At 48.6% G+C, this 22,614-nt stretch carries 26 protein-coding genes; 9 read left to right on the plus strand and 17 right to left on the minus strand.

The genetic code is table 11. The features are described from left to right. Positions 1–188 precede the first annotated feature (188 nt). Both BN3772_RS20475 and BN3772_RS20480 read left to right on the plus strand, forming a co-directional pair. A complete protein-coding gene (locus BN3772_RS20475; RefSeq protein ID WP_209443681.1) occupies positions 189–1,172 on the plus strand; it encodes a phosphodiester glycosidase family protein in 984 nt (327 codons plus the stop codon). Positions 1,173–1,180: 8 nt separating this feature from the next. Beyond that, complete coding sequence (locus tag BN3772_RS20480; protein WP_042201825.1) at positions 1,181–2,191, plus strand: bifunctional glycosyltransferase family 2/GtrA family protein; 1,011 nt, start codon at positions 1,181–1,183, stop codon at positions 2,189–2,191. Positions 2,192–2,439: 248 nt separating this feature from the next. On the opposite strand, the gene BN3772_RS20485 is transcribed toward BN3772_RS20480, so the two are convergent. Then, positions 2,440–2,631: a hypothetical protein gene (locus tag BN3772_RS20485; protein WP_042201827.1), complete on the minus strand. Its 192-nt coding sequence runs from the start codon at positions 2,629–2,631 to the stop codon at positions 2,440–2,442. Between the two features lie 850 nt (positions 2,632–3,481). Here BN3772_RS20485 and BN3772_RS20495 point away from each other — a divergent pair. The 3 genes from BN3772_RS20495 to BN3772_RS20505 are packed head-to-tail and all read left to right on the plus strand — an operon-like array spanning position 3,482 to position 4,483. Further along, on the plus strand, positions 3,482–3,697 hold the full coding sequence (locus tag BN3772_RS20495) for a type II toxin-antitoxin system HicA family toxin (protein WP_042201831.1): 216 nt from the start codon (positions 3,482–3,484) through the stop codon (positions 3,695–3,697). A 50-nt stretch (positions 3,698–3,747) separates the two neighbouring features. Further along, the gene (locus BN3772_RS20500; RefSeq protein ID WP_052380618.1) at positions 3,748–4,158 is read left to right on the plus strand and encodes a type II toxin-antitoxin system HicB family antitoxin; all 411 of its coding nucleotides are present in this window, start codon (positions 3,748–3,750) and stop codon (positions 4,156–4,158) included. A gap of 22 nt (positions 4,159–4,180) precedes the next feature. After that, positions 4,181–4,483, plus strand: coding sequence for a hypothetical protein (locus tag BN3772_RS20505; RefSeq protein ID WP_042201832.1), 303 nt, complete (start codon positions 4,181–4,183; stop codon positions 4,481–4,483). Positions 4,484–4,617: 134 nt separating this feature from the next. On the opposite strand, the gene BN3772_RS20510 is transcribed toward BN3772_RS20505, so the two are convergent. The 13 genes from BN3772_RS20510 to BN3772_RS20560 all read right to left on the minus strand — a co-directional run bounded on the left by BN3772_RS20510 (position 4,618) and on the right by BN3772_RS20560 (position 14,412). Further along, on the minus strand, positions 4,618–5,157 hold the full coding sequence (locus tag BN3772_RS20510; RefSeq protein ID WP_042201834.1) for a hypothetical protein: 540 nt from the start codon (positions 5,155–5,157) through the stop codon (positions 4,618–4,620). 99 nt (positions 5,158–5,256) lie between these two features. Continuing rightward, complete coding sequence (locus BN3772_RS31070; protein ID WP_341872586.1) at positions 5,257–5,367, minus strand: YjcZ family sporulation protein; 111 nt, start codon at positions 5,365–5,367, stop codon at positions 5,257–5,259. 153 nt (positions 5,368–5,520) lie between these two features. Continuing rightward, positions 5,521–6,369, minus strand: a complete 849-nt coding sequence (locus BN3772_RS20515; protein WP_042201835.1) for an SDR family NAD(P)-dependent oxidoreductase — start codon at positions 6,367–6,369, stop codon at positions 5,521–5,523. A gap of 193 nt (positions 6,370–6,562) precedes the next feature. Continuing rightward, the gene (locus BN3772_RS20520) at positions 6,563–7,123 is read right to left on the minus strand and encodes a TetR/AcrR family transcriptional regulator (RefSeq protein ID WP_042201836.1); all 561 of its coding nucleotides are present in this window, start codon (positions 7,121–7,123) and stop codon (positions 6,563–6,565) included. A gap of 361 nt (positions 7,124–7,484) precedes the next feature. Beyond that, entirely contained in the window at positions 7,485–7,871 is a 387-nt protein-coding gene (locus BN3772_RS20525; RefSeq protein ID WP_042201838.1) for a hypothetical protein, read from the minus strand. 268 nt (positions 7,872–8,139) lie between these two features. After that, entirely contained in the window at positions 8,140–8,346 is a 207-nt protein-coding gene (locus BN3772_RS20530) for a hypothetical protein (protein ID WP_042201840.1), read from the minus strand. Between the two features lies 1 nt (position 8,347). Next, positions 8,348–9,205, minus strand: a complete 858-nt coding sequence (locus BN3772_RS20535) for a M15 family metallopeptidase (protein WP_042201842.1) — start codon at positions 9,203–9,205, stop codon at positions 8,348–8,350. After that, a complete protein-coding gene (locus BN3772_RS20540) occupies positions 9,177–9,548 on the minus strand; it encodes a hypothetical protein (RefSeq protein ID WP_157643631.1) in 372 nt (123 codons plus the stop codon). The genes BN3772_RS20535 and BN3772_RS20540 overlap by 29 nt, the downstream gene beginning before the upstream one ends. Positions 9,549–9,552: 4 nt before the next feature. After that, positions 9,553–9,750: a hypothetical protein gene (locus BN3772_RS20545; RefSeq protein WP_042201844.1), complete on the minus strand. Its 198-nt coding sequence runs from the start codon at positions 9,748–9,750 to the stop codon at positions 9,553–9,555. Between the two features lie 2 nt (positions 9,751–9,752). Beyond that, the gene (locus tag BN3772_RS20550) at positions 9,753–10,055 is read right to left on the minus strand and encodes a hypothetical protein (RefSeq protein WP_042201846.1); all 303 of its coding nucleotides are present in this window, start codon (positions 10,053–10,055) and stop codon (positions 9,753–9,755) included. 90 nt (positions 10,056–10,145) lie between these two features. Beyond that, entirely contained in the window at positions 10,146–10,250 is a 105-nt protein-coding gene (locus BN3772_RS31075) for a CD1375 family protein (protein WP_209443683.1), read from the minus strand. Next, positions 10,243–10,791, minus strand: a complete 549-nt coding sequence (locus BN3772_RS20555) for a hypothetical protein (protein ID WP_052380619.1) — start codon at positions 10,789–10,791, stop codon at positions 10,243–10,245. Before BN3772_RS20555 ends, BN3772_RS31075 begins: the two co-directional genes overlap by 8 nt. 42 nt (positions 10,792–10,833) lie before the next feature. Then, a complete protein-coding gene (locus BN3772_RS20560) occupies positions 10,834–14,412 on the minus strand; it encodes a pyocin knob domain-containing protein (protein WP_052380620.1) in 3,579 nt (1,192 codons plus the stop codon). A 152-nt stretch (positions 14,413–14,564) separates the two neighbouring features. On the opposite strand from BN3772_RS20560, the gene BN3772_RS20565 reads away from it, so the two are divergent. From BN3772_RS20565 to BN3772_RS20575, 3 genes are all read left to right on the plus strand, one after another. Continuing rightward, positions 14,565–14,822 (plus strand): hypothetical protein, encoded by a 258-nt coding sequence (locus BN3772_RS20565; RefSeq protein ID WP_042201848.1) that lies wholly within the window; start codon positions 14,565–14,567, stop codon positions 14,820–14,822. A 451-nt stretch (positions 14,823–15,273) separates the two neighbouring features. Further along, entirely contained in the window at positions 15,274–16,671 is a 1,398-nt protein-coding gene (locus BN3772_RS20570; RefSeq protein WP_042201851.1) for a SpoVR family protein, read from the plus strand. A 233-nt stretch (positions 16,672–16,904) separates the two neighbouring features. Continuing rightward, complete coding sequence (locus tag BN3772_RS20575) at positions 16,905–18,161, plus strand: DUF418 domain-containing protein (RefSeq protein ID WP_341872585.1); 1,257 nt, start codon at positions 16,905–16,907, stop codon at positions 18,159–18,161. A gap of 117 nt (positions 18,162–18,278) precedes the next feature. Here the strand turns inward: BN3772_RS20575 and BN3772_RS20580 are convergent, their stop codons facing one another. Both BN3772_RS20580 and BN3772_RS20585 read right to left on the minus strand, forming a co-directional pair. Beyond that, positions 18,279–19,238, minus strand: a complete 960-nt coding sequence (locus tag BN3772_RS20580) for an alpha/beta fold hydrolase (RefSeq protein ID WP_042201853.1) — start codon at positions 19,236–19,238, stop codon at positions 18,279–18,281. A gap of 308 nt (positions 19,239–19,546) precedes the next feature. Further along, complete coding sequence (locus BN3772_RS20585; RefSeq protein ID WP_042201854.1) at positions 19,547–20,434, minus strand: AraC family transcriptional regulator; 888 nt, start codon at positions 20,432–20,434, stop codon at positions 19,547–19,549. Between the two features lie 187 nt (positions 20,435–20,621). On the opposite strand from BN3772_RS20585, the gene BN3772_RS20590 reads away from it, so the two are divergent. Next, positions 20,622–21,119, plus strand: a complete 498-nt coding sequence (locus BN3772_RS20590; RefSeq protein WP_042201857.1) for a DinB family protein — start codon at positions 20,622–20,624, stop codon at positions 21,117–21,119. A 363-nt stretch (positions 21,120–21,482) separates the two neighbouring features. On the opposite strand, the gene BN3772_RS20595 is transcribed toward BN3772_RS20590, so the two are convergent. Next, positions 21,483–22,613 (minus strand): glycoside hydrolase family 88/105 protein, encoded by a 1,131-nt coding sequence (locus tag BN3772_RS20595; RefSeq protein WP_042201859.1) that lies wholly within the window; start codon positions 22,611–22,613, stop codon positions 21,483–21,485. Between the last annotated feature and the right edge of the window lies 1 nt (position 22,614).

Here is a 22,614-nt window from a genome sequence, read left to right on the forward strand (position 1 = left end):
TCTTTACTCTGGAAAAGTTTGTCTATCATTCGAGTATACCAAGCCGCTGCGGCTCTTACTACCCGCTTATCAAAACTTGCAGACACGCAGTGTTCACCAAGCTCATCCCTATTCATCATTTCAGGTTCATTAAAGGTAAGGCGCGTAAGATCCAACTTAAGAACTTACACACCCGAGGTGATGCTGAAATGGCACAAATGGACAAAAAGAAAACTCTGAGCTTCAAGCAAAAGACAGGAATCGTAATTCTGGCCGTGATCCTGGTGATTGGCGGAGTGGTGTATAAGCTGGCTGACCGTTATTTGATCGAGCATGTTGAGGTCGTTGTGGCAGATGAAGGTGCAGGAACGTCCGGCAGTAATGGCACTGGTACAACCAATAGTGCTGAGACTGATTCACCTTCAGCCGAGGTTAATGCTACATCCGACGACTGGAGCTACAGCAGTGATGATATCCAGATCCAGATTGACCAGGTGGAGACCGGGTCCGGTTCGGACAAGATCACGTATTATGTGGCGGATGTTGTGCTGAAGGATGCGGAGAGCTTGAAATCAGCTTTTGCCGATAACAGCTTTGGCACGAATATTACGGAGGTGACTTCGGAAATTGCTTCCGGTAATGATGCGATCTTTGCGGTTAACGGCGACTACTACGGCTTCCGCGACGACGGGGTGATTATCCGTAACGGTACGGTGTACCGCGATGACCCGGTGCGCGATGCAATGGCGCTTTTTGAGGATGGCACGATGCAAACCTATAACGAGGAGGAGGTTTCCTCTGACGAGCTGCTGGCGCAGGGAGTTATTAATACCCTTTCCTTCGGGCCGATTCTGATTCAGGACGGACAGATCACCAGTGACTTCAGCAGTGTCAAAATCGACTCCAATTTCGGCAACCGCTCGATCCAGAACGCCAATCCGCGCACGGCCATCGGCATGATTGCCCCGAACCATTATGTGTTCGTTGTTGTGGACGGGCGCAATGAAGGCTACAGCCGCGGCATGACACTGGCTGAGCTTGCGGACGTGATGCAGGAGCTCGGAGCGACAGAAGCCTATAATCTCGACGGCGGCGGCTCCTCGACCATGTATTTCATGGGCCGGGTGGTCAATAATCCGCAGGGTAAAAACCAGGAGCGCGGCGTCAGCGACATACTATACATTAAGGAGTGACCCCTATTATGACTATATTAATTCCAGCCTATGAGCCTGACGACCGTCTGCTTGACCTAATAATTAAGCTGCAGGATTACGGGCTTGGCCCGCTTCTGATTGTGGATGACGGCAGCGGCCCCGCTTACCGCGGATTGTTCCAGACGGCTGAGGCGTTCGGCTGCACCGTGCTGACCCATCCCGTAAATTACGGAAAGGGCCGGGCGCTCAAGACCGGATTCCGTTATATATCGGAGCATGGACTGCCGGGCTACGTAGTCTGCGCAGACAGTGACGGACAGCATCTGCCTCATGACATCAAGCGGGTTGTGGAGCTGCTGCACAGCCAGAGCAAGCCCGGAATCGTGCTGGGCAGCCGCCGCTTCAGCGGTAAGGTCCCGCTGCGCAGCCGCTTCGGTAACGCTGTGACCCGCGGAGTGTTCGCACTGACCACCGGCAGCACAATCAGTGATACCCAGACCGGGCTGCGCGGCTTCCCGCCGTCCATGCTGGAGTGGCTATGCCAAATCCCCGGCGACCGGTTCGAATATGAGATGAACATGCTGCTGACCGCCCGCAAGGAGGGTTACGACATTAATGAAGCATTCATTGACACCGTATATCTGGATCATAACAAATCGTCACACTTCCGCCCGCTCTCCGACTCCTTCCGGATCTACCTGCCGATCCTGATGTTCAGCACCTCATCGCTGCTGTCGGCGCTGATGGATTTCGTCCTGCTGTTCCTGTTCCAGCGCCTGACGCACAATTTGTTCCTGTCCGTAGTCGCCGCAAGACTGTGCAGCTCGATCTTTAATTATTCCGTGAACCGGAGATATGTCTTTACCGGCGGCAAGCGGTCGCGCCTCCAGTCGCTCCCGAAATACTTCTCACTCGTTGTGCTGGTGCTGCTGTTCAACTACGGCCTGCTCTACTTCTACAGTGAGCAACTGATCCTCCCGCTGGCCGCGGCCAAGATCTTGACAGAGGTATCGATCTTCGTGTTCAGCTACTGGGCTCAGCGGCGGTTTGTGTATTGAGGGTATATGCGGAAACAGAAAGAGCAGCGGCTCCCCCATAACGGGAGAATCGCTGCTCTTTCTATTCATGCTGCTGTTCTTCATTATCTGAGGTATCTCTTTTCATAACCCTGACCACATGGAGAATAAAATACGTTCTTAAATTTCGGCTTCGGATTAGTTAAGAATTCCGCATATAATAGGAAGTTATTTATTCTTCGTTCCGATTAATTCCGATTAATTCAGATTCAATTATGGTCAAAATATGGTCATGATATTTTGGTATCGAACAACTGTTGTGATAGGTTGTTTTCAAGTTCTGCAGTATCCTGAATAATCTTTAGAAGAGATTCTTCAGCCTCTACTTTCGAACAACCGTCCTGCACTTGCATAAGAAGAAACAAAATATCAGTCCTGATTTTAGATACAAAGTACATGTTCGTAATGTCGATCATTTCCATGATTCCACCTCTCTGATGTGTTATAATGCGTTCGAATGACAACCTAACTGAGAGGAGATCAGCAACTTGCGCGTTCAAGTTACACGCGGAAGATGCTTACTCCAGGATTGGATCGACAGTAAAGGCTGGACTCAAACACATTACGCAAAAAAATCTGGTCGTCATAAACGTGTGATCTCCCATTTCTGCAACAACGAGAGGGTAATGCTACCAGAGGACGTCTACGCCGCCACCCTCATATTTGAATGCAGAATAGAAGAGTTACACGAATTTACCGTCGAATATCTGAAAGAGGAGTAGGCTGTGCGGATTACCGCACTTCCCTACTCTGATTGAGAGCAATTTGCTCCCAAAATCATTTTATACTGTGATTGGTAATATTTATGTCGCTAATTGTCGAATGAATTTAAGGTAAAATATTCCTTACACCTCCTAAATAAAATACAAAAAGGCCGTTACATTTCAAGGATAAGAATCATGATCACATCAAACCAAGCGTGTCGCAATTGCGACATGCAAGATTTTTTTTAAAAAGTGATCTGAATCAACCTTAAACTGTAACGGCCAGGATCTCAGAAGGAAAATGAGAGATTGTGCCGCAATTACAACACATTTCGTGTATGGCAGTTATTTGTTGCATTTAAAAATCAGAATGCTCTTACGGCGCATGCCCAGAGCTAAAAGGAAAAATTTATATGTGAATTCATCTTACCAGAAAAAACTGGCTAAGGGAAGGGATATATTCCTAAACAGATATCACACTCCGTATTTGCGCATTATATTGCGCATTTTTTTCATTGACGCGCAATATAATGCGTGTTACAATAAGGATATAGAAAGGAGGTAAGCAATGGGAAAACAAAAAACAGTCCGAGAAGTTATCCAAGCCCTTCGGGATGCAGGGTTCAGGCCATCACCGAACCACGGGAAAGGCACCAGCCATCAAAGGTACATACACCCGACAGACCCAACCCGATATGCAGATGTTAGCGCTCATGCAGGCGGGCGCTCCATACCGAAGGGGACACTAAAGAATATTGAACGGACTTCCGGGGTTGAATTCTGACCCCGGCTTTCCCCTCCGCTTACCTCTAAATTTTAAAGGAGCGTGATAATTTGACTACCCATGTGTATCCAGTAGTTGTTGAGCGTGCAGAGGACGGCGGTATCGGGATGTATTTTCCCGACTTTCCCGGCACTGCGATTATTCCCAAGGATCTGGCTGACGGTATTTGGAGAGCTAAAGAAATGTTAGCCTTTAGGCTATTGGAGTTAGAGGAGAAGTCAGAGGCATTTCCTGCGCCATCAGCACCAGGAGATATTGAGGTTGAGGACGACACGGATCGGATCATTTTTATTGACGTTTTCTTACCTCCGTATAGGGATGCGAGCGCGAATAAATCAGTTACAAAAAATTGCTCTATCCCAAAATGGATGCGGGAAGCTGGTGATTCGGCCGGGCTCAATTACTCCCTCCTGCTGCAAAATGCAATAAAGGAAGCGCTCGGACTGCAAGAACAACGATAATTTTAAAGCGAGGGAAATCATCATGAGCAGACAAGACAGACCGCTTAAAGAGTCATACCCGCTACCCGCAGACTTGTACCCGGTGTGGATACGATACATTGAAAAGGCTGCCCTTCAGGATGAGCAGCCCGCCGCAAATGAAGCTGCTGTGCGTCTCATGCGTGCTAATATCTTAAGTATCGGAAGACTATCAGAGTATAGCTTCGACCAACTTAAGAATATCCCGTATGTAGAAACGCACATTCCAATGCTGAAAAAATTACTCGCACGAATTTCCGCAAATCCGCAAATTGCAAGACCAATTAAGAAAGACCCGCTTCAATGATCCGCCTGACGATGGCCGGAAGGGAACCGGCCGAAACGCTCCCCTGTTTGGGGGAACGTCGCGGAATCCCGCCACGAGCTAGCCGTGCATGGCTGGCCTTTATATATATTGTTCTTTGATAAAGTAGAATAAAATTACTTCGCAAGTAAGGCAGCATTGACATCAGAAACCAATATCCTGTTTGCTTCAGCGTTGTCATTAAACGTAACAGAAATAAGATATTTTCTATTCTTAGTATTTTCTTGATCAGGCTTCATTTCAGTTAAATATTCTTTATTTTCAGAATCGTACAGATAATCAAGATTATTCGGAGCTTCAATAGAATTGTCATCACCATAAATCTTTTTAAAATCGTTTTTGTTCATATTAACTTCTGCCCCGCCAACAGTCTTGTATTTACCTTTTGAATCTTCACTAAGATGAATAGCAACCAAAACATTATCTCTAAAAATGACCGAGACGCCATCTGCATAAAACATCATATTTCCAAGTCCATCACGTTCCGCTTCACCAAGAACCTTTTCGACGTTTGCCCGGCTCATTCCATACTTAACCACGGCGTTTTTATCATCTACCTTTACAATTGCTAAATCATCAGGGGTAATCCCGCTTTTTGAAGATCCGCAGGCAGTGAGTACTGCCAAAAAGAGTAACACTAAAATACCTTTACGCATGTCCATCCTCCAATATAATTTTTCTAAAGTTTACCATGGGATGATATGCAAAAAAAAGCCCTGCTGACCATAACGGCCAGCAGGGCTTTATTAAGCGTACTACAGTAAGAATGCTTTAGAAATAATAACCAGCAAAATAAACAGAACTAAAATTCCAGCAGTTGAAGTAAAGCCGCCACCAAATCCACCGTATCCGCCACCGTATCCTATATTCTCACCCATTGCATTTCCTCCTTTAATTTAAGGTACGGCTTAGGATATGCAGATTAACTCGTTTAGTTTGGGCATAAAGGCTACAGGATTTCAAATTAATTACAAATAAAGCCCGCCGACCAGTTATGGTTGACGGGCTTTTTGCCATCACTACAATTTCATTTGCCAGCGTAGCATCCTATCAAGAATACGATCTGGTAAAAATCGCACCAAACGCGTCAACAATACCGCATCAGGACCAACGGTATAACGAGTTCTCGGTTTTTGCTCGTGGATAGCACGCGAAATGATTGCCGCAACTTTTTCGGGAAGGATACCATCCCTAGCCCATGATTCAGCCTGGGCTTTCACTGCGGAGAAAAGGCGGTCATGCCGCTTATGTTGTTCAGGAGTCATTAATTTAGAGAGCCTCCCTGATGTCTGAATTCCTTGCTCAGACATACCGGTACTAACCCCACCTGGTGTGATCATAATGACCTTGAGACCGGATGAGGCCATTTCTCTGCGGAAACTGTCATTAATGGCTTCCATAGCGAATTTGGCCGCCGAATAGATACCAAATCCGGGCATCGAGATTTTCCCACCAAGGGAACCAATATTTACTACGCGCCCACCACTAGCCAGTAAAGCAGGGGTTAGCGCTTGGGTAACTGCAACTTGACCAATGACACTAACTTCAATCTGGCGGCGTAATTCATCGAGCGGAACCATCTCCAAGGGCGCATTGACTGCAATACCTGCATTGTTTACAACCGCTCTCAAAGGACGACGATATAGATCATCTTTTACTCTTTTCGCTAAATCATTCAATGTATTCACATTAGTAATATCAACAATTACTGCTTCAATATTATCCTGGTTAATTTTATCAGCATCTTCTTGACGCCGAACACCAGCCAGAACATAAAATCCTTCTTTCGCCAGACGCTCTGCAGTAGCACGGCCTATACCGCTGGATGTGCCGGTAACAACAACCAATTCTTGATTAGTGGATGACATTGTAACCCTCCTTGGAAATCATAAACAGCTCACTATAACACTGCTATATTTAAAGTATAGCACCGTTATAGCCGAACGTCTATAAAACTGATATACAAATCTACTTATTGTCAGTACACACAGGGATTAGTCTGAAATTAAAGTTGCAGAAATGAACAAAAGAAATAGGCTTCGTCACCGAAGCCTTCCATAATTATTCATCAGTTTTTAATATTAATTTCATCGTACTCTCTCTAATCAGATTTACAACTGAAGGTTGTGGCGAAGGCCCCTTTCGAATATCGGCCGTCACATGTAGCAAAGAGGCTGAATTCGCGGAAGTCCAAATCAAATCAACTGCGGTTTCTAAAGATACTGCTAACTGATTCTCGTCTGAAACACCCTGAACATTACTTTTTAGTAATTGATAGGCCTGATCTGCTGCTTCAATCTGAGCGCCTTCTAGCAACCGCCCCATCATCGCTGCGTAGAGTCGTGGTCGGGTTGAAGCAAAACGAACATAATTGTCCCACCCTTGCCGAAGAGCTATTTTAGGATTGGTAGACATTATTGAAGTGTTTTTTTCCTGGAGAAATTGTTTAAACGCCTCCATGATGGCTGCACTCAAAAGTCCGTCAGCATTTCCAAAATGATGGTAGAGTGTGGGAGCTGATACTTGTGCAATCATACAAACTGTTCTTGTAGAGAAGTGCGCTCCGCCCTCCTCTTCGAGAACCCGTAGAGCGGCTGCCAATATTTTATCATAAGTCTTCATGATTTGATTATAGCAGTGCTATAATCCCCTGTCCATCTGAAACAGCATGAATTAGAAACCGAACCAAGGTCGGCATGCTCCGGATTCCGATATTTATAGAGATACAGTATAAACATAAAAAGCCCGCCGACCAGTTATGGTTGATGGGCTTTATTTTAGGGTCTGGTCTGAGGTCTTAATATTATATCCCTGATCGTGAGATTTATGCTCAACAATAAAAAATCCCGCATCCTTAGAACACGGGCAACACTTGATGGGAGTAAGGAGTCTATATTATGTTTCCCGTCATTCCATGCTTTTAAACCAAACCGCTAATACGTAGAAAAGCCCTGCCCATATAATCAGGACAGGACTGGTATATTTAAGCTTGAGTAAGCAAAAACCTCTGCAGATCCATTTCAGTTTTAGCTGCTTCTGCTGCTGCCTCTAAAGACGGTATCCATAACATAGAATCCTGCCGGATATAACTCAGTACTGTTTCGCTGCTCCGGTCAAAATCCAAAAGGTGTTTGCTTTCCGAATGTTCAAGCAGATGTCTTGCTAATTCTGCAAGTGTAACGTAATCCAGTCTCAGCTGCGTTTGAAATATTTCATCTTCGGAACTAAGGGCTGCCCACGTAAATGCTCCACCCTCTACAACCTCTTCTGAATCCTTTACGTACTCAACACTAGAATGTCCTTTGATAAAATGCAATACCCGCTCTTCAATCGCCCGATAGTCATTATGTAGTTCGTCAACATTTTTCATACAACACTCCTCTCTAACTTAGAATATGCAATGATGGCGCTCCTATGCCTACAGCCTCAGCTCAGCGCAGCGCATTAGAACACCCTCTTGGATGGGAACCGCACTAATAAGTTAACATAATCATACACCATGTTTGATCAATAACAAAATCCAAATGTTACAATAATGTTTATTGTATTTATTTACCGGATAGATTAGGTTTACATGAAAAAAAGCCCGCCGACCAGTTAAGGTTGACGGGCTTTCATATTCCCAAGCGTTTGGGATTTTACTCTTTATCGGATTTATTAGCATCTGTAATGGCTTCGGCCAGCATATAGACGGCGCAGGCACCTACAGCTGCAATAATACCTGTAATCTTAACCGCCGCATCATCTGAAGCACCTACTGCCCCTAAGATCGAGGTAGCCAATGCAGCGACCAGCGCCCAAAATTTACGGCTGGACAACTTTGCTTTCCAATCCACTTTATTCACCTTAACCCTCCTTTTCGGCAGGCAGGATACCTGCTTGACCCAATATCTTCATGAGCCGGTAAAAGTCAAAGCTGCCGCCTTCCGGCGTGTCGATCAACCCGACATCATAGGCAGCCTGAACGTATCGAGCCGCCCAATCCGGAATTTTAGCAAGCGCGGCTTTATCCTCCAGCTTCTTAACCCGCTCGCCTACCTTACCCATACTGCTTCCCTGTTCTTGTACGGCTTGTTTAAGCACATCCTTGCTTTTGGTCAGACCGGCCACAACTTCCTTCAGGTCCTTAACCTCAGCCCGCAGCGCGGCCAACTCCTGTTTTTCTGCTTGGGACAATTCGCCCGCCTCCTCATTTAATTTATCAATAACGGCATAAGCAACTGTAGTCTGCGCCGGTGTCGGCTGGGCTCCTGCCAGCAGCTTGGCAATCGACAGACCAAAGCTCATCTGAAAATGAGGATAGTCCTTAAAACTGGTCCAGTCTCCTCCCCATTCAAACCCGAGCGCCTTAGCCTGCTGTGCAACCTCCTGCCAATCGGCAATGCCGTCCTTGTCGCCGTCACGCTTCATATCCCAGGACGCACTGTATCCGTCCGGCAGCAGCAGTGCAAAATCGACAGCCAGCCCGTAATTATGGTAACTGTACCCGCCCCGGGCATTGGTAACGATGCCGCCCGGCTTCGTGCGTCCCTGCGCATAGAGCCCGTCCTGCTCAGCCTTGGACCGGTAACCCTGTGTAATGATGATTGGGACACCCTGAGCATAGGAGCGCTCAATAAGCGCCACAGCAGCTGCCACAACCACCGGGTGCAGATCAACAAGCCGGGCCTGTGATTTAAGCTTTACCTGAGCCAGCGTTAACATCGTCGGTATCCTCCTTTACTGCCGGGAAGATCATGAACAGATCCTGCCTGCGGGTATACATCAGCACGGTGAGGATCAGCAGCCCCAAGGTTGTGCCGGTTTGAGCGACGGCCCAGGCATTGGATTTGAGCGCAGCATAAACAGAGTCAGCGCCGGTGACGCTGGAGAAACGAATCCAGAAGGCGACAGCCATCTTGACTGTATAGGCTGCCAGGAAAGCGAACGCCGCCAGCATAAACAGGCTGACCACTCTGGCCCGGAACCTTTTGCGGAAGTACAAAAAAAGCGCGGCTATCAGCAGCAGCGCACAAATGAATGAAACCCCATATGCAATTAAAAGCAAGATATCAATGCCCCCCATGTTTAACACCCCTGTCGTAAATTAAGAATGGAGCAAATCCGTTATTTGCAATTTCCTCCTGAATCTCCTTTGAGGTATCCTTATAACGCTTGATTGAAAATGCGACCCTGCGGGACGCCTGCGCCAGCTCCTTCTCTCTCTTTTTGTGCTGGGGCGATAAACGTTTTATCCATTTAGCAAACACGGTTATCCTCCCCTTTCCTCATCCTGGCCGCCAGTGCCTGCTGCATGATCAACCTTCAGGCGCTGTAGCACCTCAAGAGTCGGCTGCATAAATGCTGCCCGCTCCTTGTCAAGAATGTCCTGCAGCCTGTCATTGTCCTCCAGCGCCCGGTCCAGCATTTCACGGGGCACCAACTCCCCCTTCATGACAGCTCGCCATTGCATCAGTACAACAATCAGCAGCACAAATACCAACAACACGGCAAGACCATATTTTTCAGCCAACGGCAGCAGCTTTTCCAAGTTTGTAACGCTATTGCTATCCATTCCCCCGCTCCCCTCTATCTCTAAAGTAATGCCCCCGAATCAGCTCCGAGGGCAAAATAAAAACGCCTCATTGGGCGTTACCTGTATTCTCTATTCTACTTCCAGGAGAGCAGCTACGTCCGGGCGGATAACCTCCGGCACCTGTTCCAGCGTTCTGAGTCCTTTACGTATCAAGTTTACGTACACTTTAGCCATTGTCTTCTTCACCTCCCTCTGCGGATTGATCCGCCGGTTGCTCTGCAGGCTGCCGTCCGGCAAGTACCAGCTCGTAAAGCTCAGCAAGACCGACCTGAGCTTCAACCGCCTCCCGTTTGGCTTCTTGCAGCTCCTCGTAGCTCTCTGCTAGTGCGGCCTGAGTGTCCAACAACTGTGCCTCTGTCTCATTGAGCCGGGCAAGTGCATCTGCAAGCTGCTGCGCAGTGTCAGCCGATCCAGCCTCAACAATCTCCAGTCTGCCTTCCAGTGGATTCGGCTGCGGGCCGGGGTAGGTAAACTCCAGCGTGCCGGACTCGGGATCTACCCGGTAGCTTTCGGCTTGCGCAAACTCTCGGGAGTGCTGGCCGTATTGCAACTTAATTACTCCGACTGTCTCCCGGACGCGCTGGGCCAGCTCCTTTATAGTGACAAAATCCTGATCCTCTGTTGGCTCTGTGTAACTTCTGCCGATGTACTCGCCGGTGTTATGGATTACATTGCCGGTTGCCTTGTCATAATAAATCCTCATTCCGATTTGCATGTCCATTCTCCTTTTTCAAATTAATAAAAACTGTGGTTGTTACTATTCATAAGCAACGTACGCAATCATGGAAATATCCGTAAAGCTTGTGTTAATGGCAAAACCACCTGAAGGCCACGTGCTCGTAAATGCCCCGGTTTCCAGTAGCTGACCCGTTGGACTGTTGTAACGTACCCGGTAAAGCCATTCACCCGCTACGCCCACATATTGATAATAATCACTTCCACGGTTAAAACTCAAGGATACCATTCTAACGGTAAATCCGAGGCCGGTAACAGACAAGTTAGCCGGCGGCGAAACAATTACATTGGACGCATACCTCTTACCTTCAACCAGCGTACCTACTACACCAAAGACATTAACACCACTACGAATATTAGCAGCAATCAGGTCTGCTTCAGCTGATTGTAGTTGTGCTGTTGATACCTTTATTTCTCCGGCACCCGCACCCCCTTTTCTATATCCCTCAGAAGGATAAACAGCCAAGCCTCCATCCGCCCATAAGCCCACACCCTGCGCAGGGTCGCTACCAGAAGTGATAATAGGTACCGTGCCTGTCACTCCGGCAATCGCTGTGTCAGATAAGATCTTATTGGCCGGTGCTGATACTGCCGCTATAGTGATGGGCGACGAATAGTATCCTGCTGGCTTAGACTGAGCCGATGCTGTAGGCGTCACTGTTCCACCAGCACCGTTATTCGCCATGCTACCATTTACCAGCCCGTTCTCAGTCCCAACGTTATATCCCTCAAGCGTCTGGGCTGCCCCTGCTGTTCCATACTCACCCCCTTCACCCTGTAATTGAAAAACTGAACCGTCATAAACCAGCGTATAGACGCCGCCAAGAGCCAGAGCAGCATTATTGCCGTTTGGCTTTTTGATTGATTTAGCTCCGAGGCCGTTGACATTAAGCGTAGCCGGGCCAGGGCTGGCGATATGGGCTTTTATGGTCAAACGCAACCCGACAGTCAGGGCAGCAGGCGCAGGGTTTAAGCTGGCCGCAAGTACTGCATATGTGCCAGTGGTAACAGCGTACGACAAAGAACCCTGTACCACTTCGGCCAAGGTTTTCCCTGCTAATGTTGAATATTTAGTATTCAAATTTTCTCCGTTGAAATGAATATCTGGAGAATAGAAATAATCGGTTCCTTCGACATAGCTTATCGAGCCGCTTATCTCCGCATTTAAAACAGTACTACTTTGAATGTTATACCAGTCCAGACCAAAGATACTGAAATTTGTATCCCCGTTAAAGCTTATTGTCTGGTATTCTGCATCTGTTATATATACATCTATACCGCCATATTTCACACCATTGTATGTGAAGGTACACGGTCTAAACACTTGAGATGATGCCCCTATTTTAAACAAAGACCAGTTCATCGCAGTGGTGTTGAAGCGTTTTTCTGCCGCTATCATAGCAGTTATCTGTCCGTTAAGTCCGTTATGTCTTCTCATTAGCAATAAGCCGTTACTAAACGAACTTGCAGAAGGGTTTGTGTTTGTAAGCTCGCAAAGCGCTATGACAGACCTTCTATATGATGTCGTTTGTAAACTACCTGTCAGATTAACTCTTCTTGTAACTGATTGTGGAAGAATGGAATCCGGTAAAAATCCTCCTGCTGTTAAACCAGCAATACCGCTTGGAGCATTATACATACTGCTGTTAGGGATGCCTACCCACGCACCCCATGCACTATTAACTCTTCTTCTCATGAAATGATGCGGGGTTCCCGAGGCATTAAGGTTTATAGCTATCTGAGATATATAATCATTACCGTTATTTGTACCAGAATGAACTTGAACTTGTATATGCCACCAATTCGTTGAGTTTGGAGCATTCACAAGATTCACACCGTCATAAAATCCAGCAGTGACCAAGCTATTCAGATTGTATCCCGACTCAAGAATCAAATTCTTACCATTGTCTTGAGTTAAGGAAAATTTCTGAACTGTATCTGGTATTGCTGAAAGTAGAACGTCCCCGTTTGAATCAAGGCCTGCATATCCTCCGGCAGTATTTTTGGTTCGAGCAGTTTCAATTTCGTACCAAGGACCATACACGCCGTTATAAGCGTTTCGAACAAATATCCTGGGTGATGCAGCAACATATGTGGTCAAGACTTGCGTAAGACCATCTCCAACATTTCGGGAAACCTTAATTGTATAGGACATACCTGCTACATCAGTAGGCATATTCAAATGTGTTGCTGCAGAGGCATTACTTACAGCAAAGTATTCACCTTCTATTAGCGAATTAAGATTTACATTATTCGGTAAGTTGGAGGCCTTCATACTTATCTCTCGCCAACTGGACCAGTCAGTTCCATTGTTTCTTGTTTCCCTCGTGAACTTTCTGATTGTCGTAAATCCATTGACAGTAGCGTAAACATCAGCGTCCTGCGTAATGTAACTTGAGTTATATCTTTTGACAATGACTGTTGTTGTCGAACCTGCTATTGGAAGATCAGGGCTTGAAAAAGTTAAAGTATGCATACCCGTTTCAAGCAGCGTATTTGGGCTGATTGTCGGATTTCCCGTTTTTCCCATCCCAGTAGTACCAGTAAGCGCGTATGGGTTATTTGTTACTGGAATATCCGAAGACACTGTAATTCCAGTTTCCAGAGTCTCTAAAGTAACACTCCATCCTGAAGCGAATCCTGTAGAGTTATGAGAAGACATCATCTCAGCAACTATTACCTTAGGGTACTTCCACACCTGGTTTAGCGTTCCTAACAAGATACAGCACTTCGTACCATCGTGCGCAAATCTGACATTAGTGAATGGGATATCACCCATACCGACCGCAGAAGTATACACCCATCCAGGTGTAGTAGAAAAGTTATAGCCTCCAAGCAGTATCTCCCAAGCTCCCCCTGGTGTACCATAGTCAAACCCTTTAATTTTGAGGGTCATCATCGTGTTTGTCCAAGAGACTGGAAGAGTTATCTTAATCGTTCCGGTAACGCTAGCAGAGCTGTTAGTGAGAGCTGCAAGATCCCTCTGCACACTCAGCCCTGAGTACACTCTACGCATAGGTCCAGTGTAGTCTCCTCCAGCATTTGAGAGCATATCAGCAACACGAGCAACGCTTGGAGGTATCTGAGCGTCTAGAACATCTGCATTAGCATCCAGCCCGGCATACCCGTTAGCTATATTCTTCTTATTAGATCCCTCAAGCTCTGTCCAGTTGCTCCAACCACCCTGCTTCTTTACTCTTTGATAGGTCACTGGTAGATCTCCAGACCCTCCACTCAATAAGGAAGCTTTCTGAAGGACATAGGTATCCCCTCCAGAGTGTTGCTGAACTTCAATGTAGTACCATATATTTCCTGAGACTGGAGCATTAGTCAGCACAATCCCGTCATAAAATCCATTTGCAGTGATAGTATTAAGATCGGTCCCATTCGGAAGATTTATAGCCTTGCCAGTGTAATGGGTAAGCTGATGTTTTTGAAGTCCGTAACCTGATTTAGTAACTGTATCATCAGGAATTGTTTGAATCGCTCTTGGCATTTCATCCGTCGTCAGCTTCATCTCATACAGATTTTTCAGATAGCTCTGAATTCTCGGGCAGCATTCAAAAGCATCCGGGTATTTGACAATGATTTGACTGATCAAAAAATCGTCTTCATCCGCAATCTGGCTCCTACTCTTGTTTCTTCTCAGGAAAAAATTCAGCTCCAGGGACGGTGCAGGATCGTTTTGAAGAGCTTTTTTATGGCCTATAATCTGCTACAATAAAAGGACAAACTGAACTGGAGGTGCCGGCCATGCAATGGGAAGAGGTACGCAAGATTTATCCTAATCAATACGTCAAATTGCAAATTCTCGCGTCACATACCGAAGGTAACACTAAGTTTGTTGATGAAGTCGCACTAATCCGTGCCATTCAGGACCCGCAAGAAGCGACCAAAGAATTACTTCAATCTAAGGATGGGATGATCGTATCCCACACGGCAAATGATGAATTGAAGGTTGAAATACGTACCCTACGCGGCTTGCGGGGTGTCGTACAGCATGAAAATTGATTATGTCGATGGACTGCTGATTCAATTCAACTGGGCAGCTTTCATATTGAGAATTATAAACTGGATGTTGGATTACTTCACGAGAAGCTTGCAATCAACGGGTTACTGGGACTAGATCTGTTGATGAAAGCTAATATTGTGCTGGATTTGGCGGAGCTTGTTATGTATTCGGCAAACGGAAAAGATTAGGCACTGTCTGTCATATTATGCTTCGATCTCAACAAGCCTCTCACGGATCTTCGGTTCGCTAATTTTCCCCAAGACATATTTACGAGTTCGTTTCTGTGCAACTTTAGATAAAAAACAGCACTGTAGCTTCTTGATGATCTCGGTAGTAATGTTTAATGTTTCTCCTTCGTATAAAGCGACATCTATATGTCCCCCCCATCATACTCTCCACCTCCCGCCCATATACATAAAAAGAACAGCAAGCCGGAGGGAGAGTAGAATCATGCCAAGTGAAGATGAAATCAAGGCGCTGGAGCGGTCGATTGCCGAGATTACGGAGATTGCTAACGGGTTCGGGCTGGACTTTTACCCGATGCGGTATGAGATATGTCCTGCCGATATTATTTATACCTTCGGGGCCTACGGGATGCCTACCCGGTTCGGGCACTGGAGCTTCGGGAAAAGCTTTCATAAAATGAAATCCCAGTATGACTTCGGCCTCAGTAAAATCTACGAGCTCGTCATTAACTCCAACCCCTGCTACGCCTTTCTGCTGGACGGCAATTCCCTGATCCAGAATAAGCTGATCGTTGCCCACGTTCTGGCTCACTGCGATTTCTTCAAAAATAATATGCGCTTCTCCATGTCTAACCGGGATATGGTCGAGAGCATGTCTGCCACAGCCGACCGGATCGCCGGTTACACGGTGACCTACGGCATTGACCGGGTGGAGCGGTTCATCGACTCGGTGCTGGCGATTCAGGAGCATATTGATCCCAGCCTGATCCAGCCGCGCAAGCTCGGCAAAACCGATCTGCTGGAAGCCAAGATGAGAGCTAACAAAAAGGGCCCGTCCGGCAATTCCGCCGGAGAGAATGCTTACAGCGAGCTGTGGAAGCTCGATCAGGCCAAAGACGGTCCGCAGGAGCCGGACGCTGCCGCCAAGCGGGCCTTCCCGCCTGAGCCGGAAAAGGATATCGTCTGGTTCATCCAGCAATATTCGACTAGCCTTGAGGATTGGCAGCGCGATATTATGACCATGCTGCGCGACGAGATGCTCTATTTCTGGCCGCAGATGGAGACGAAGATCATGAACGAAGGCTGGGCTTCCTACTGGCATCAGCGGATCATGCGCGAGCTGGACCTGACTTCGGAGGAGACGATCGAGTACTCCAAGCTCAATTCGTCCGTCGTGCAGCCGTCGCGCCAGAGCCTGAATCCGTATTATTTGGGACTGAAAATCTTTGAGGACATCGAGCGCCGCTGGGACCGTGACAAAATGTTCGAGGTACGCGAGCTCGACTCCGACATCTCCTTCATCCGCAGCTACCTGTCGAAGCAGCTGGTTAACGATCTCGACCTATACGTGTTCGAGAAAAAAGGCCCGGAGTGGAAAATCACCGACAAAGCCTGGGAAAATGTCCGCGACCAGCTCGTGCTTGCCAGGGTCAACGGCGGCTCCCCGTACCTCGTCATCCAGGATGCCGACTATGAACGCAACGGCGAGCTGCTGATCGCCCACCGCTACGAGAGCATTGAGCTGGATCTGAAATATCTGGAGCGCACCCTTCCGCACATCTACTCCCTCTGGGGCCGCAATGTTCACTTACAGACTGTCGTGGAGGATAAAAAGGCCCTGTTCACTTATGACGGGAAAAAGGTGCAGCGGAAGTTTATGTAGGTCTTTCAGCGAATACGAGAATGTTGTCAAGAGAGCATCTCCTTGTTGGGATGGTCTCTTTTTGTAATTTCCGTCTGGATAGCATAGTGCAAAAATAACTGACCCTGTGAGCCCTCACCACGACATAAGCCATACTTCAGCCTAGACGTGTTTATACTGCATTAGCATCGCACCATCTAATGCCATAAAAAAACTTTTATTCATATTAATAACAGCTATAATAGAACCCAGAGGTGATTGAATTGAATTTAAGCAAACAACGTGTCCATCTGATTGACGGACTAAGGGGGTTTAGCTTATCGGGAATCATACTGGCTAATATGCTGATCTTCCAGTACGGTATGTATGGGGAGTCTGATCCGCAGCTGTTTGGAATCGGGGGAACGGACCTCGTGTTACGCTCTCTATTGTTTATTTTGGTCGTCGGCAGCTTCATGCCTGTCTTCGCCTTCATGTTCGGGTTCGGCATGGTAAAGCTGTCTGAAAGCCTAAAGGGACGCGGTCTCCGCCCAAAAAGCCACCTGGCCCGCAGATTTCTTCTGTTGCTGGTCTTGGGGCTGCTGCATTCGATTTTACTGTGGGAAGGCGATATTCTGGCCTTTTATGGGCTAACCGGCTTTTTCCTGCTGCTGTTCCTGAACCGGAAGCCGAGGACGCTGCTAATCTGGTCAGTCCTGCTGCTGTCGGTAATGGGGATACTGGGCATCATCCCGCAAGATCCGGAGGACCCTCTTGCCGGGACATCGCCGCATACGCAAAAGTACATACGAGAAAGCATTGATATTTATGGTTCAGGAAGCTATGGAGAGATGATGCAGTTCCGCAACAACACCGACGCGCTGTCGGATGAGGAAAGCGACATTATGGCATATGCAGCTCTATTGGCCCCATTGCTGACTGCTCCGCTGTTCCTTCTTGGCATGCGTGCCGCCCGCAACGGCATATTTGATAACCCGCAAGCCAAACGCAGCATTTATCTCCGGCGCACACTCATCCTAATTCCGGCAGGCCTGCTCACCAAAGCCTATAGCGTGCTGGTTCAGCAGCTTGGAGGAGAATCCCTGCCCGGCGCGGGAATCGGTGATCTGGCCGGCGGGTCACTGCTCGCACTCGGTTATATCTATGCCTTCGCTCTTCTGTATACGAGACCTGCCAAGACCGGCCTGCTGTACAAATTCGAAGCGGTGGGCAGGCTTTCGCTGACGAATTATTTGATGCAGAGTGTGATCTGCACAACTATCTTTTATGGCTACGGGCTGGGTCTGTTCGGCAGGGCGGGCATACTCGGAGGCATCGGGATCGTTCTGGTGGTCTATGCTGCGCAGTTATTGCTAAGCCCGTATTATTTAGAATATTTCCGTATCGGTCCCGTCGAACAGCTCCTGCGCATCTGGACTTATCTGACATGGAGCGGCCGGCCCAAGCGGAGTCTTCACAGCGAATCTCTGCCGGAAGCAGGCGCTCCTTCAAGCAGCCAAACGACAGCCTAACCGCAGCCGGCTCTGCGGAATGTGGTAATATGATATGAAGAAGGCACTATCTGCCGGCACTCCGATACGAGCGCCGCTGATAGTGCCTTCTCTTTTCAGCCTGTGCAGATGACTAGGTTATTCCCCAAGTAAAAACTGCATGGTACGGTCGCCGCCGCCCGGCAGATATTCATGTCCGAAGTCCGGATACACGACCAGCTGCTTGGGAGCGGTAATTTTGTTATAGGCTGCGAACTGGGTGGACGGCGGGCAGATGGTATCCATCAGACCGGTGAAGAACAGCACCTCACCCTGAATGCGGGAAGCCAGATGCTGCAGGTCAATATAACCCAGCTTCTCAAAAACCTCGTCCTCCCGCTCATGCAGCGGATCGAACTTGCGGAAATAGATATTCAGCTCGTGGTATGCATCCTTGTCCAGGTCCATCTCCCAGACACGTTTGTAGTCACACAGGAACGGATAGGTGGTGGCGGCTTTTTTTATCCGCGGCTCAAGTGCGGCACAGGCGATAGTAAGCGCTCCGCCCTGTGACCCGCCCATGGCGTATACACGCTGCGGGTCTACTCCCGGCAGTTCAAGCGCAATCTGCGCTAACCGCACAGTGTCCAGATAAATATGGCGGAACAGCAGGTTGTCCGGGTGATCATCCAGTCCGCGGATAATATGCCCGTTATGGGTATTGCCTTTTACACCGCCCGTATCCTCAGATAAACCGCCCTGCCCGCGGCAGTCCAGTGCCAGCACCGAAAAGCCCAGCGAGACATAAGCCAGCTTATCCTGCCACTCGCCGGAGTCGCCGGTATATCCGTGGAACTGCAGAACCGCCGGCTGCGGCGTACTTACCGTTCTCGGACGGAGGTATTTGGCATGGATGCGCGCACCGCGCACTCCCGTGAAATACAGATCAAAGCATTCGGCCTGCGGCGTCTGAAAAGCACTCGGAATCAGCTCAAGCTGCGTTTCCACCGATGCAAGCTCCTCCAGTGCACGCTCCCAGTAAGCGTCGAAATCGGCCGGACGCGGGTTTCTCCCCTGGTATTGCTTTAACTGTTCTAGCGGCATATCTACTAATGGCATTTGCGGAACATCCCTTTCGGCAATAGGTATACATTCTAACCCATTATAGAGTCCGCCGGGAATGATTGGTATTAGATGATCTTACGAAAAAACGTTTGCAAATACCGCCAGCACGTGGATTCCGAGCAGGAAATCCAACCTTAACAGCGGCCGGAAGCCCAAACATTCCCGCAGTGCAGCTCCTTCACCCGGACAGTATTTGCCCCGCCGTACAGCGCCTCCACCTGGACAGTATTTGCCCAGCAACAGCTGCACTAACACCGCAGCATCTACAGCACCCGCATCAGTATAACGTTAAAGCCCTATTTTCACGCCCGCACCCTAACAGGAATGTAGATCTCCATCACCGTATCCACCCGGGAATGGCAGCGCTCATCATAAAATTCAAAGTCCTGCTTATCCTCGTCGAACGCATAACCGCTGGCCGGAAACCACTCCTCAAAAATGTATTTCCAGGTGCTCCTGATCACCTGCACGAATACATCCGGGTCACCGTCCGCGGTCCCGTCCACCGGCGGTGTGGTGAACACTGCATACTCCGCAGCCGGCACCTCCACAGTCAGCATATCCGGGGTCACTCTGGAGAAATCATCCACAATGACACCCAGCAGGTACACAGCATTGCCATCGCCGTTAGCAGGCACACACAGCCCCACTTCGCCATGTCTGGGCGGATTAAGGAGACTGTACATTTGGTCCTCCAGATTTTCGCCCTCATACTGGCTCCAGAAAGAAGCAATATCCCTGGTATAGCTGCTGTCCGTTACATTCGTCGCAATTCCGTAGCCAGCCGCCTTAAAAGCGGGCTTTCTTACAAACACAGGATTCATTAAATACCCTCCGAGCTCAAATTCCGGACCCTTCTGAAGATATCCGGCCATCCGCGCCGCATATTGCGAGGGATTGTAGCCGTAGGCTTTGCGGAACGCTTTGGTGAAGCCGCCCGGAGTTTCGAACCCGTAATCCAGCGCAATCTCCGTCACACTCCGCCCGCTGAACAGCTCAACCGCTGCCAAAGACAGCTTCCGGCTGCGCACATATTCCATCACAGTCATCTCCCTGCACAGGCTGAATACGCGGCAAAAATGATACAGCGAATAGCCGGCTACAGCGGCAATCTCCTCAGCAGCCAGGTTTTCCTTAATATTCGCCTCAATATAGTCAATGCAGCGCTCTATATCCTTACTGTAATTCACTGAGCAACCCAGCCTTTCCCGTACGGTACCTTCATTATAACAACACGCTTCGCAGAGGACTGTTCCAGTTTTGCTTGAATGGAAATTACTGTGCTCAATGAACCTGACGTACTGTAGTCAACTTCCATGAGGTATAGTTAAAGCGGGAATAATACCCAATAAACCCTTTTTACAGGAGGAAAAAATCATGGCACCCACAACAAATGCTCAGCGTGTATCCGAATTCCATTCTTTCATTCCTTACATTCAGTCGCTGGAAGCCCTGGACAATACAGTCTGGGAAAGTCCCGTCGGAGAAGGCAAATGGTCGCTCAAAGAGCTGCTCTGCCACTTAATGCGCTGGGATCAGTATTTTTACGGGGAGGCATTCGCCAAAGTGAAGGAAGGGCAGCCGGTGACGGCGAAGCACCTGAATTTTAACGAATTTAATGCCCGGGCGATTCAGTACGCGCAGACGGTAACCGTGCAGGAGGCGATTGAGCAATTTGTGCTATACCGCAGCCTGATCGTTGCCGAGATGACGGGCAGCAGTGAAGCGGATTTTTCGCGGACGCACAAGGACGGTGACGGCAAAACGTTCAGCTACCGCGGGCATCTGCGGGGCTTTCTCCCCCATGATAAGCACCATAAGAAACAAATTGAGCAGTATTTACAGTCCCGCGCGGTCACGAAAAGCCAACCTTAGCCAGGCATCCATACTTAACTGCACTCTGTACATCTAAAAAACTCTTTTTATTCCATAAAATCTGAATAGCTGTACTCCGTACATCTAAAAACACTAAAAAATCCCTTTTAGCCTAATTCCGGCTGATATAGCTGCACAAACTACACTTATATCGCTCAGCTATTGGTTTTTGCCCCTTTTAATTGCACAGAGTGCAGTTATGTCAGCAAAAAAAGCCCGCCCCTCCCCCTCCAAGGGGGAACGAGCAGGCAAGATGCCAACAGTAATTCATCCGCTACAGCAGCACATACTTCTCAACAGGTACCGGGTGATTCAGCACCACACATAATGCAAAGCCTTGGAGGCTCCGATTGGCCTGACTGCCTATTTCCCCTCACAATAGCTCTCCACTTCAAGCGATGCCAGCAAAAGCGGCCCGACTCCCATGGGGGTATCCGATACAACAGCTTCAGAAATATAGTAATCGTAGGAGCCGTTACGGTCTTTGCTCAGCCCGGCGCCATTGCAGATTGCGTGCAAATGAAGACCTTCGCTGTCCTCTGTAACCAGATGCTTCATAATACCTTCATAGCCTCTAAGCATACCTGCTTCAAAAGAACGCTCCAGATAGCCCAGTCTCAGCCCCTTAGCCATGGCATACACGAACATAGTTGAGCCGGTAGCTTCCAGGTAATTCCCCTTGCGTCCCGCCTGATCCAGCACCTGATACCAGAGGCCGGTCTCCTTGTCCTGTACTTCCAGAAGAGCGCCGCACACCCGCTGAAAAATACCGATGATCGTTCCGCGCTGCGGATGGGTCACCGGAAAATGCTCCAGGCAGTCCACGCAAGCCATCACATACCAGCCCATTGCCCGGCTCCAGAAGTGGGAGGATAATCCGGTTGTGGAATCTGCCCACTCCTGCTCCTTCGATTCATCCCAGCCGTGATACAGCAGACCGGTGCGGGGATCACGGGTCCGGCGCTCGATCAGCAGCAGCTGGCGGGCTGACTCGTCAATCAGCTCGGGGCGCTGGAAGACAGCGCCGAACTGGGCCAGAAACGGCGAGGCCATATATAACCCGTCCAGCCACATCTGGAACGGATAGACTTTTTTGTGCCAGAACCCGCCTTCCGAGGTGCGGGGATGACTGATCAGCTGGGCCGCCAGCAGATGGGCAGCTTCGGCGTAGCGCTGCTCTCCGGTCTTCTGGTAGAGCAGGAACAGATTCTTGCCCTGGTTAATCTGGTCCAGATTATATTCCTCCAGCCTGTATGTGCGGATGGAGCCGTCCCCGCCGATGAAGCTGTCCATATGCCGCTGCATATAATCGAAATAATCCGGTTCTCCCAGCTGAAGCCCGGCCTTGGCCATCGCCAGCTGCAGCATACCCGGAACATAAGCCCAGCGCTCCAGCAGGTAAGCATGCTCCCCCTGCTCATTGCACTGGCCGAGTATAGTCTCCGCAATCCTGCGGGACCAGCTTACGGTATTCACCTCTGTTACAGACATCATT

The organism is Paenibacillus camerounensis (assembly GCF_000723885.1).
GTDB lineage: Bacteria > Bacillota > Bacilli > Paenibacillales > Paenibacillaceae > Paenibacillus_AQ > Paenibacillus_AQ camerounensis.

Coding starts and splice junctions, on each gene's coding strand:
- BN3772_RS20475 (WP_209443681.1), top strand. CDS start 189: ATGGCACAAATGGACAAAAAGAAAACTCTGAGCTTCAAGCAAAAGACA.
- BN3772_RS20480 (WP_042201825.1), top strand. CDS start 1,181: ATGACTATATTAATTCCAGCCTATGAGCCTGACGACCGTCTGCTTGAC.
- BN3772_RS20485 (WP_042201827.1), bottom strand. CDS start 2,631: ATGGAAATGATCGACATTACGAACATGTACTTTGTATCTAAAATCAGG.
- BN3772_RS20495 (WP_042201831.1), top strand. CDS start 3,482: ATGGGAAAACAAAAAACAGTCCGAGAAGTTATCCAAGCCCTTCGGGAT.
- BN3772_RS20505 (WP_042201832.1), top strand. CDS start 4,181: ATGAGCAGACAAGACAGACCGCTTAAAGAGTCATACCCGCTACCCGCA.
- BN3772_RS20510 (WP_042201834.1), bottom strand. CDS start 5,157: ATGCGTAAAGGTATTTTAGTGTTACTCTTTTTGGCAGTACTCACTGCC.
- BN3772_RS20515 (WP_042201835.1), bottom strand. CDS start 6,369: ATGTCATCCACTAATCAAGAATTGGTTGTTGTTACCGGCACATCCAGC.
- BN3772_RS20520 (WP_042201836.1), bottom strand. CDS start 7,123: ATGAAGACTTATGATAAAATATTGGCAGCCGCTCTACGGGTTCTCGAA.
- BN3772_RS20525 (WP_042201838.1), bottom strand. CDS start 7,871: ATGAAAAATGTTGACGAACTACATAATGACTATCGGGCGATTGAAGAG.
- BN3772_RS20535 (WP_042201842.1), bottom strand. CDS start 9,205: ATGTTAACGCTGGCTCAGGTAAAGCTTAAATCACAGGCCCGGCTTGTT.
- BN3772_RS20550 (WP_042201846.1), bottom strand. CDS start 10,055: ATGGATAGCAATAGCGTTACAAACTTGGAAAAGCTGCTGCCGTTGGCT.
- BN3772_RS31075 (WP_209443683.1), bottom strand. CDS start 10,250: ATGGCTAAAGTGTACGTAAACTTGATACGTAAAGGACTCAGAACGCTG.
- BN3772_RS20555 (WP_052380619.1), bottom strand. CDS start 10,791: ATGCAAATCGGAATGAGGATTTATTATGACAAGGCAACCGGCAATGTA.
- BN3772_RS20565 (WP_042201848.1), top strand. CDS start 14,565: ATGCAATGGGAAGAGGTACGCAAGATTTATCCTAATCAATACGTCAAA.
- BN3772_RS20570 (WP_042201851.1), top strand. CDS start 15,274: ATGCCAAGTGAAGATGAAATCAAGGCGCTGGAGCGGTCGATTGCCGAG.
- BN3772_RS20580 (WP_042201853.1), bottom strand. CDS start 19,238: ATGCCATTAGTAGATATGCCGCTAGAACAGTTAAAGCAATACCAGGGG.
- BN3772_RS20590 (WP_042201857.1), top strand. CDS start 20,622: ATGGCACCCACAACAAATGCTCAGCGTGTATCCGAATTCCATTCTTTC.
- BN3772_RS20595 (WP_042201859.1), bottom strand. CDS start 22,613: ATGATGTCTGTAACAGAGGTGAATACCGTAAGCTGGTCCCGCAGGATT.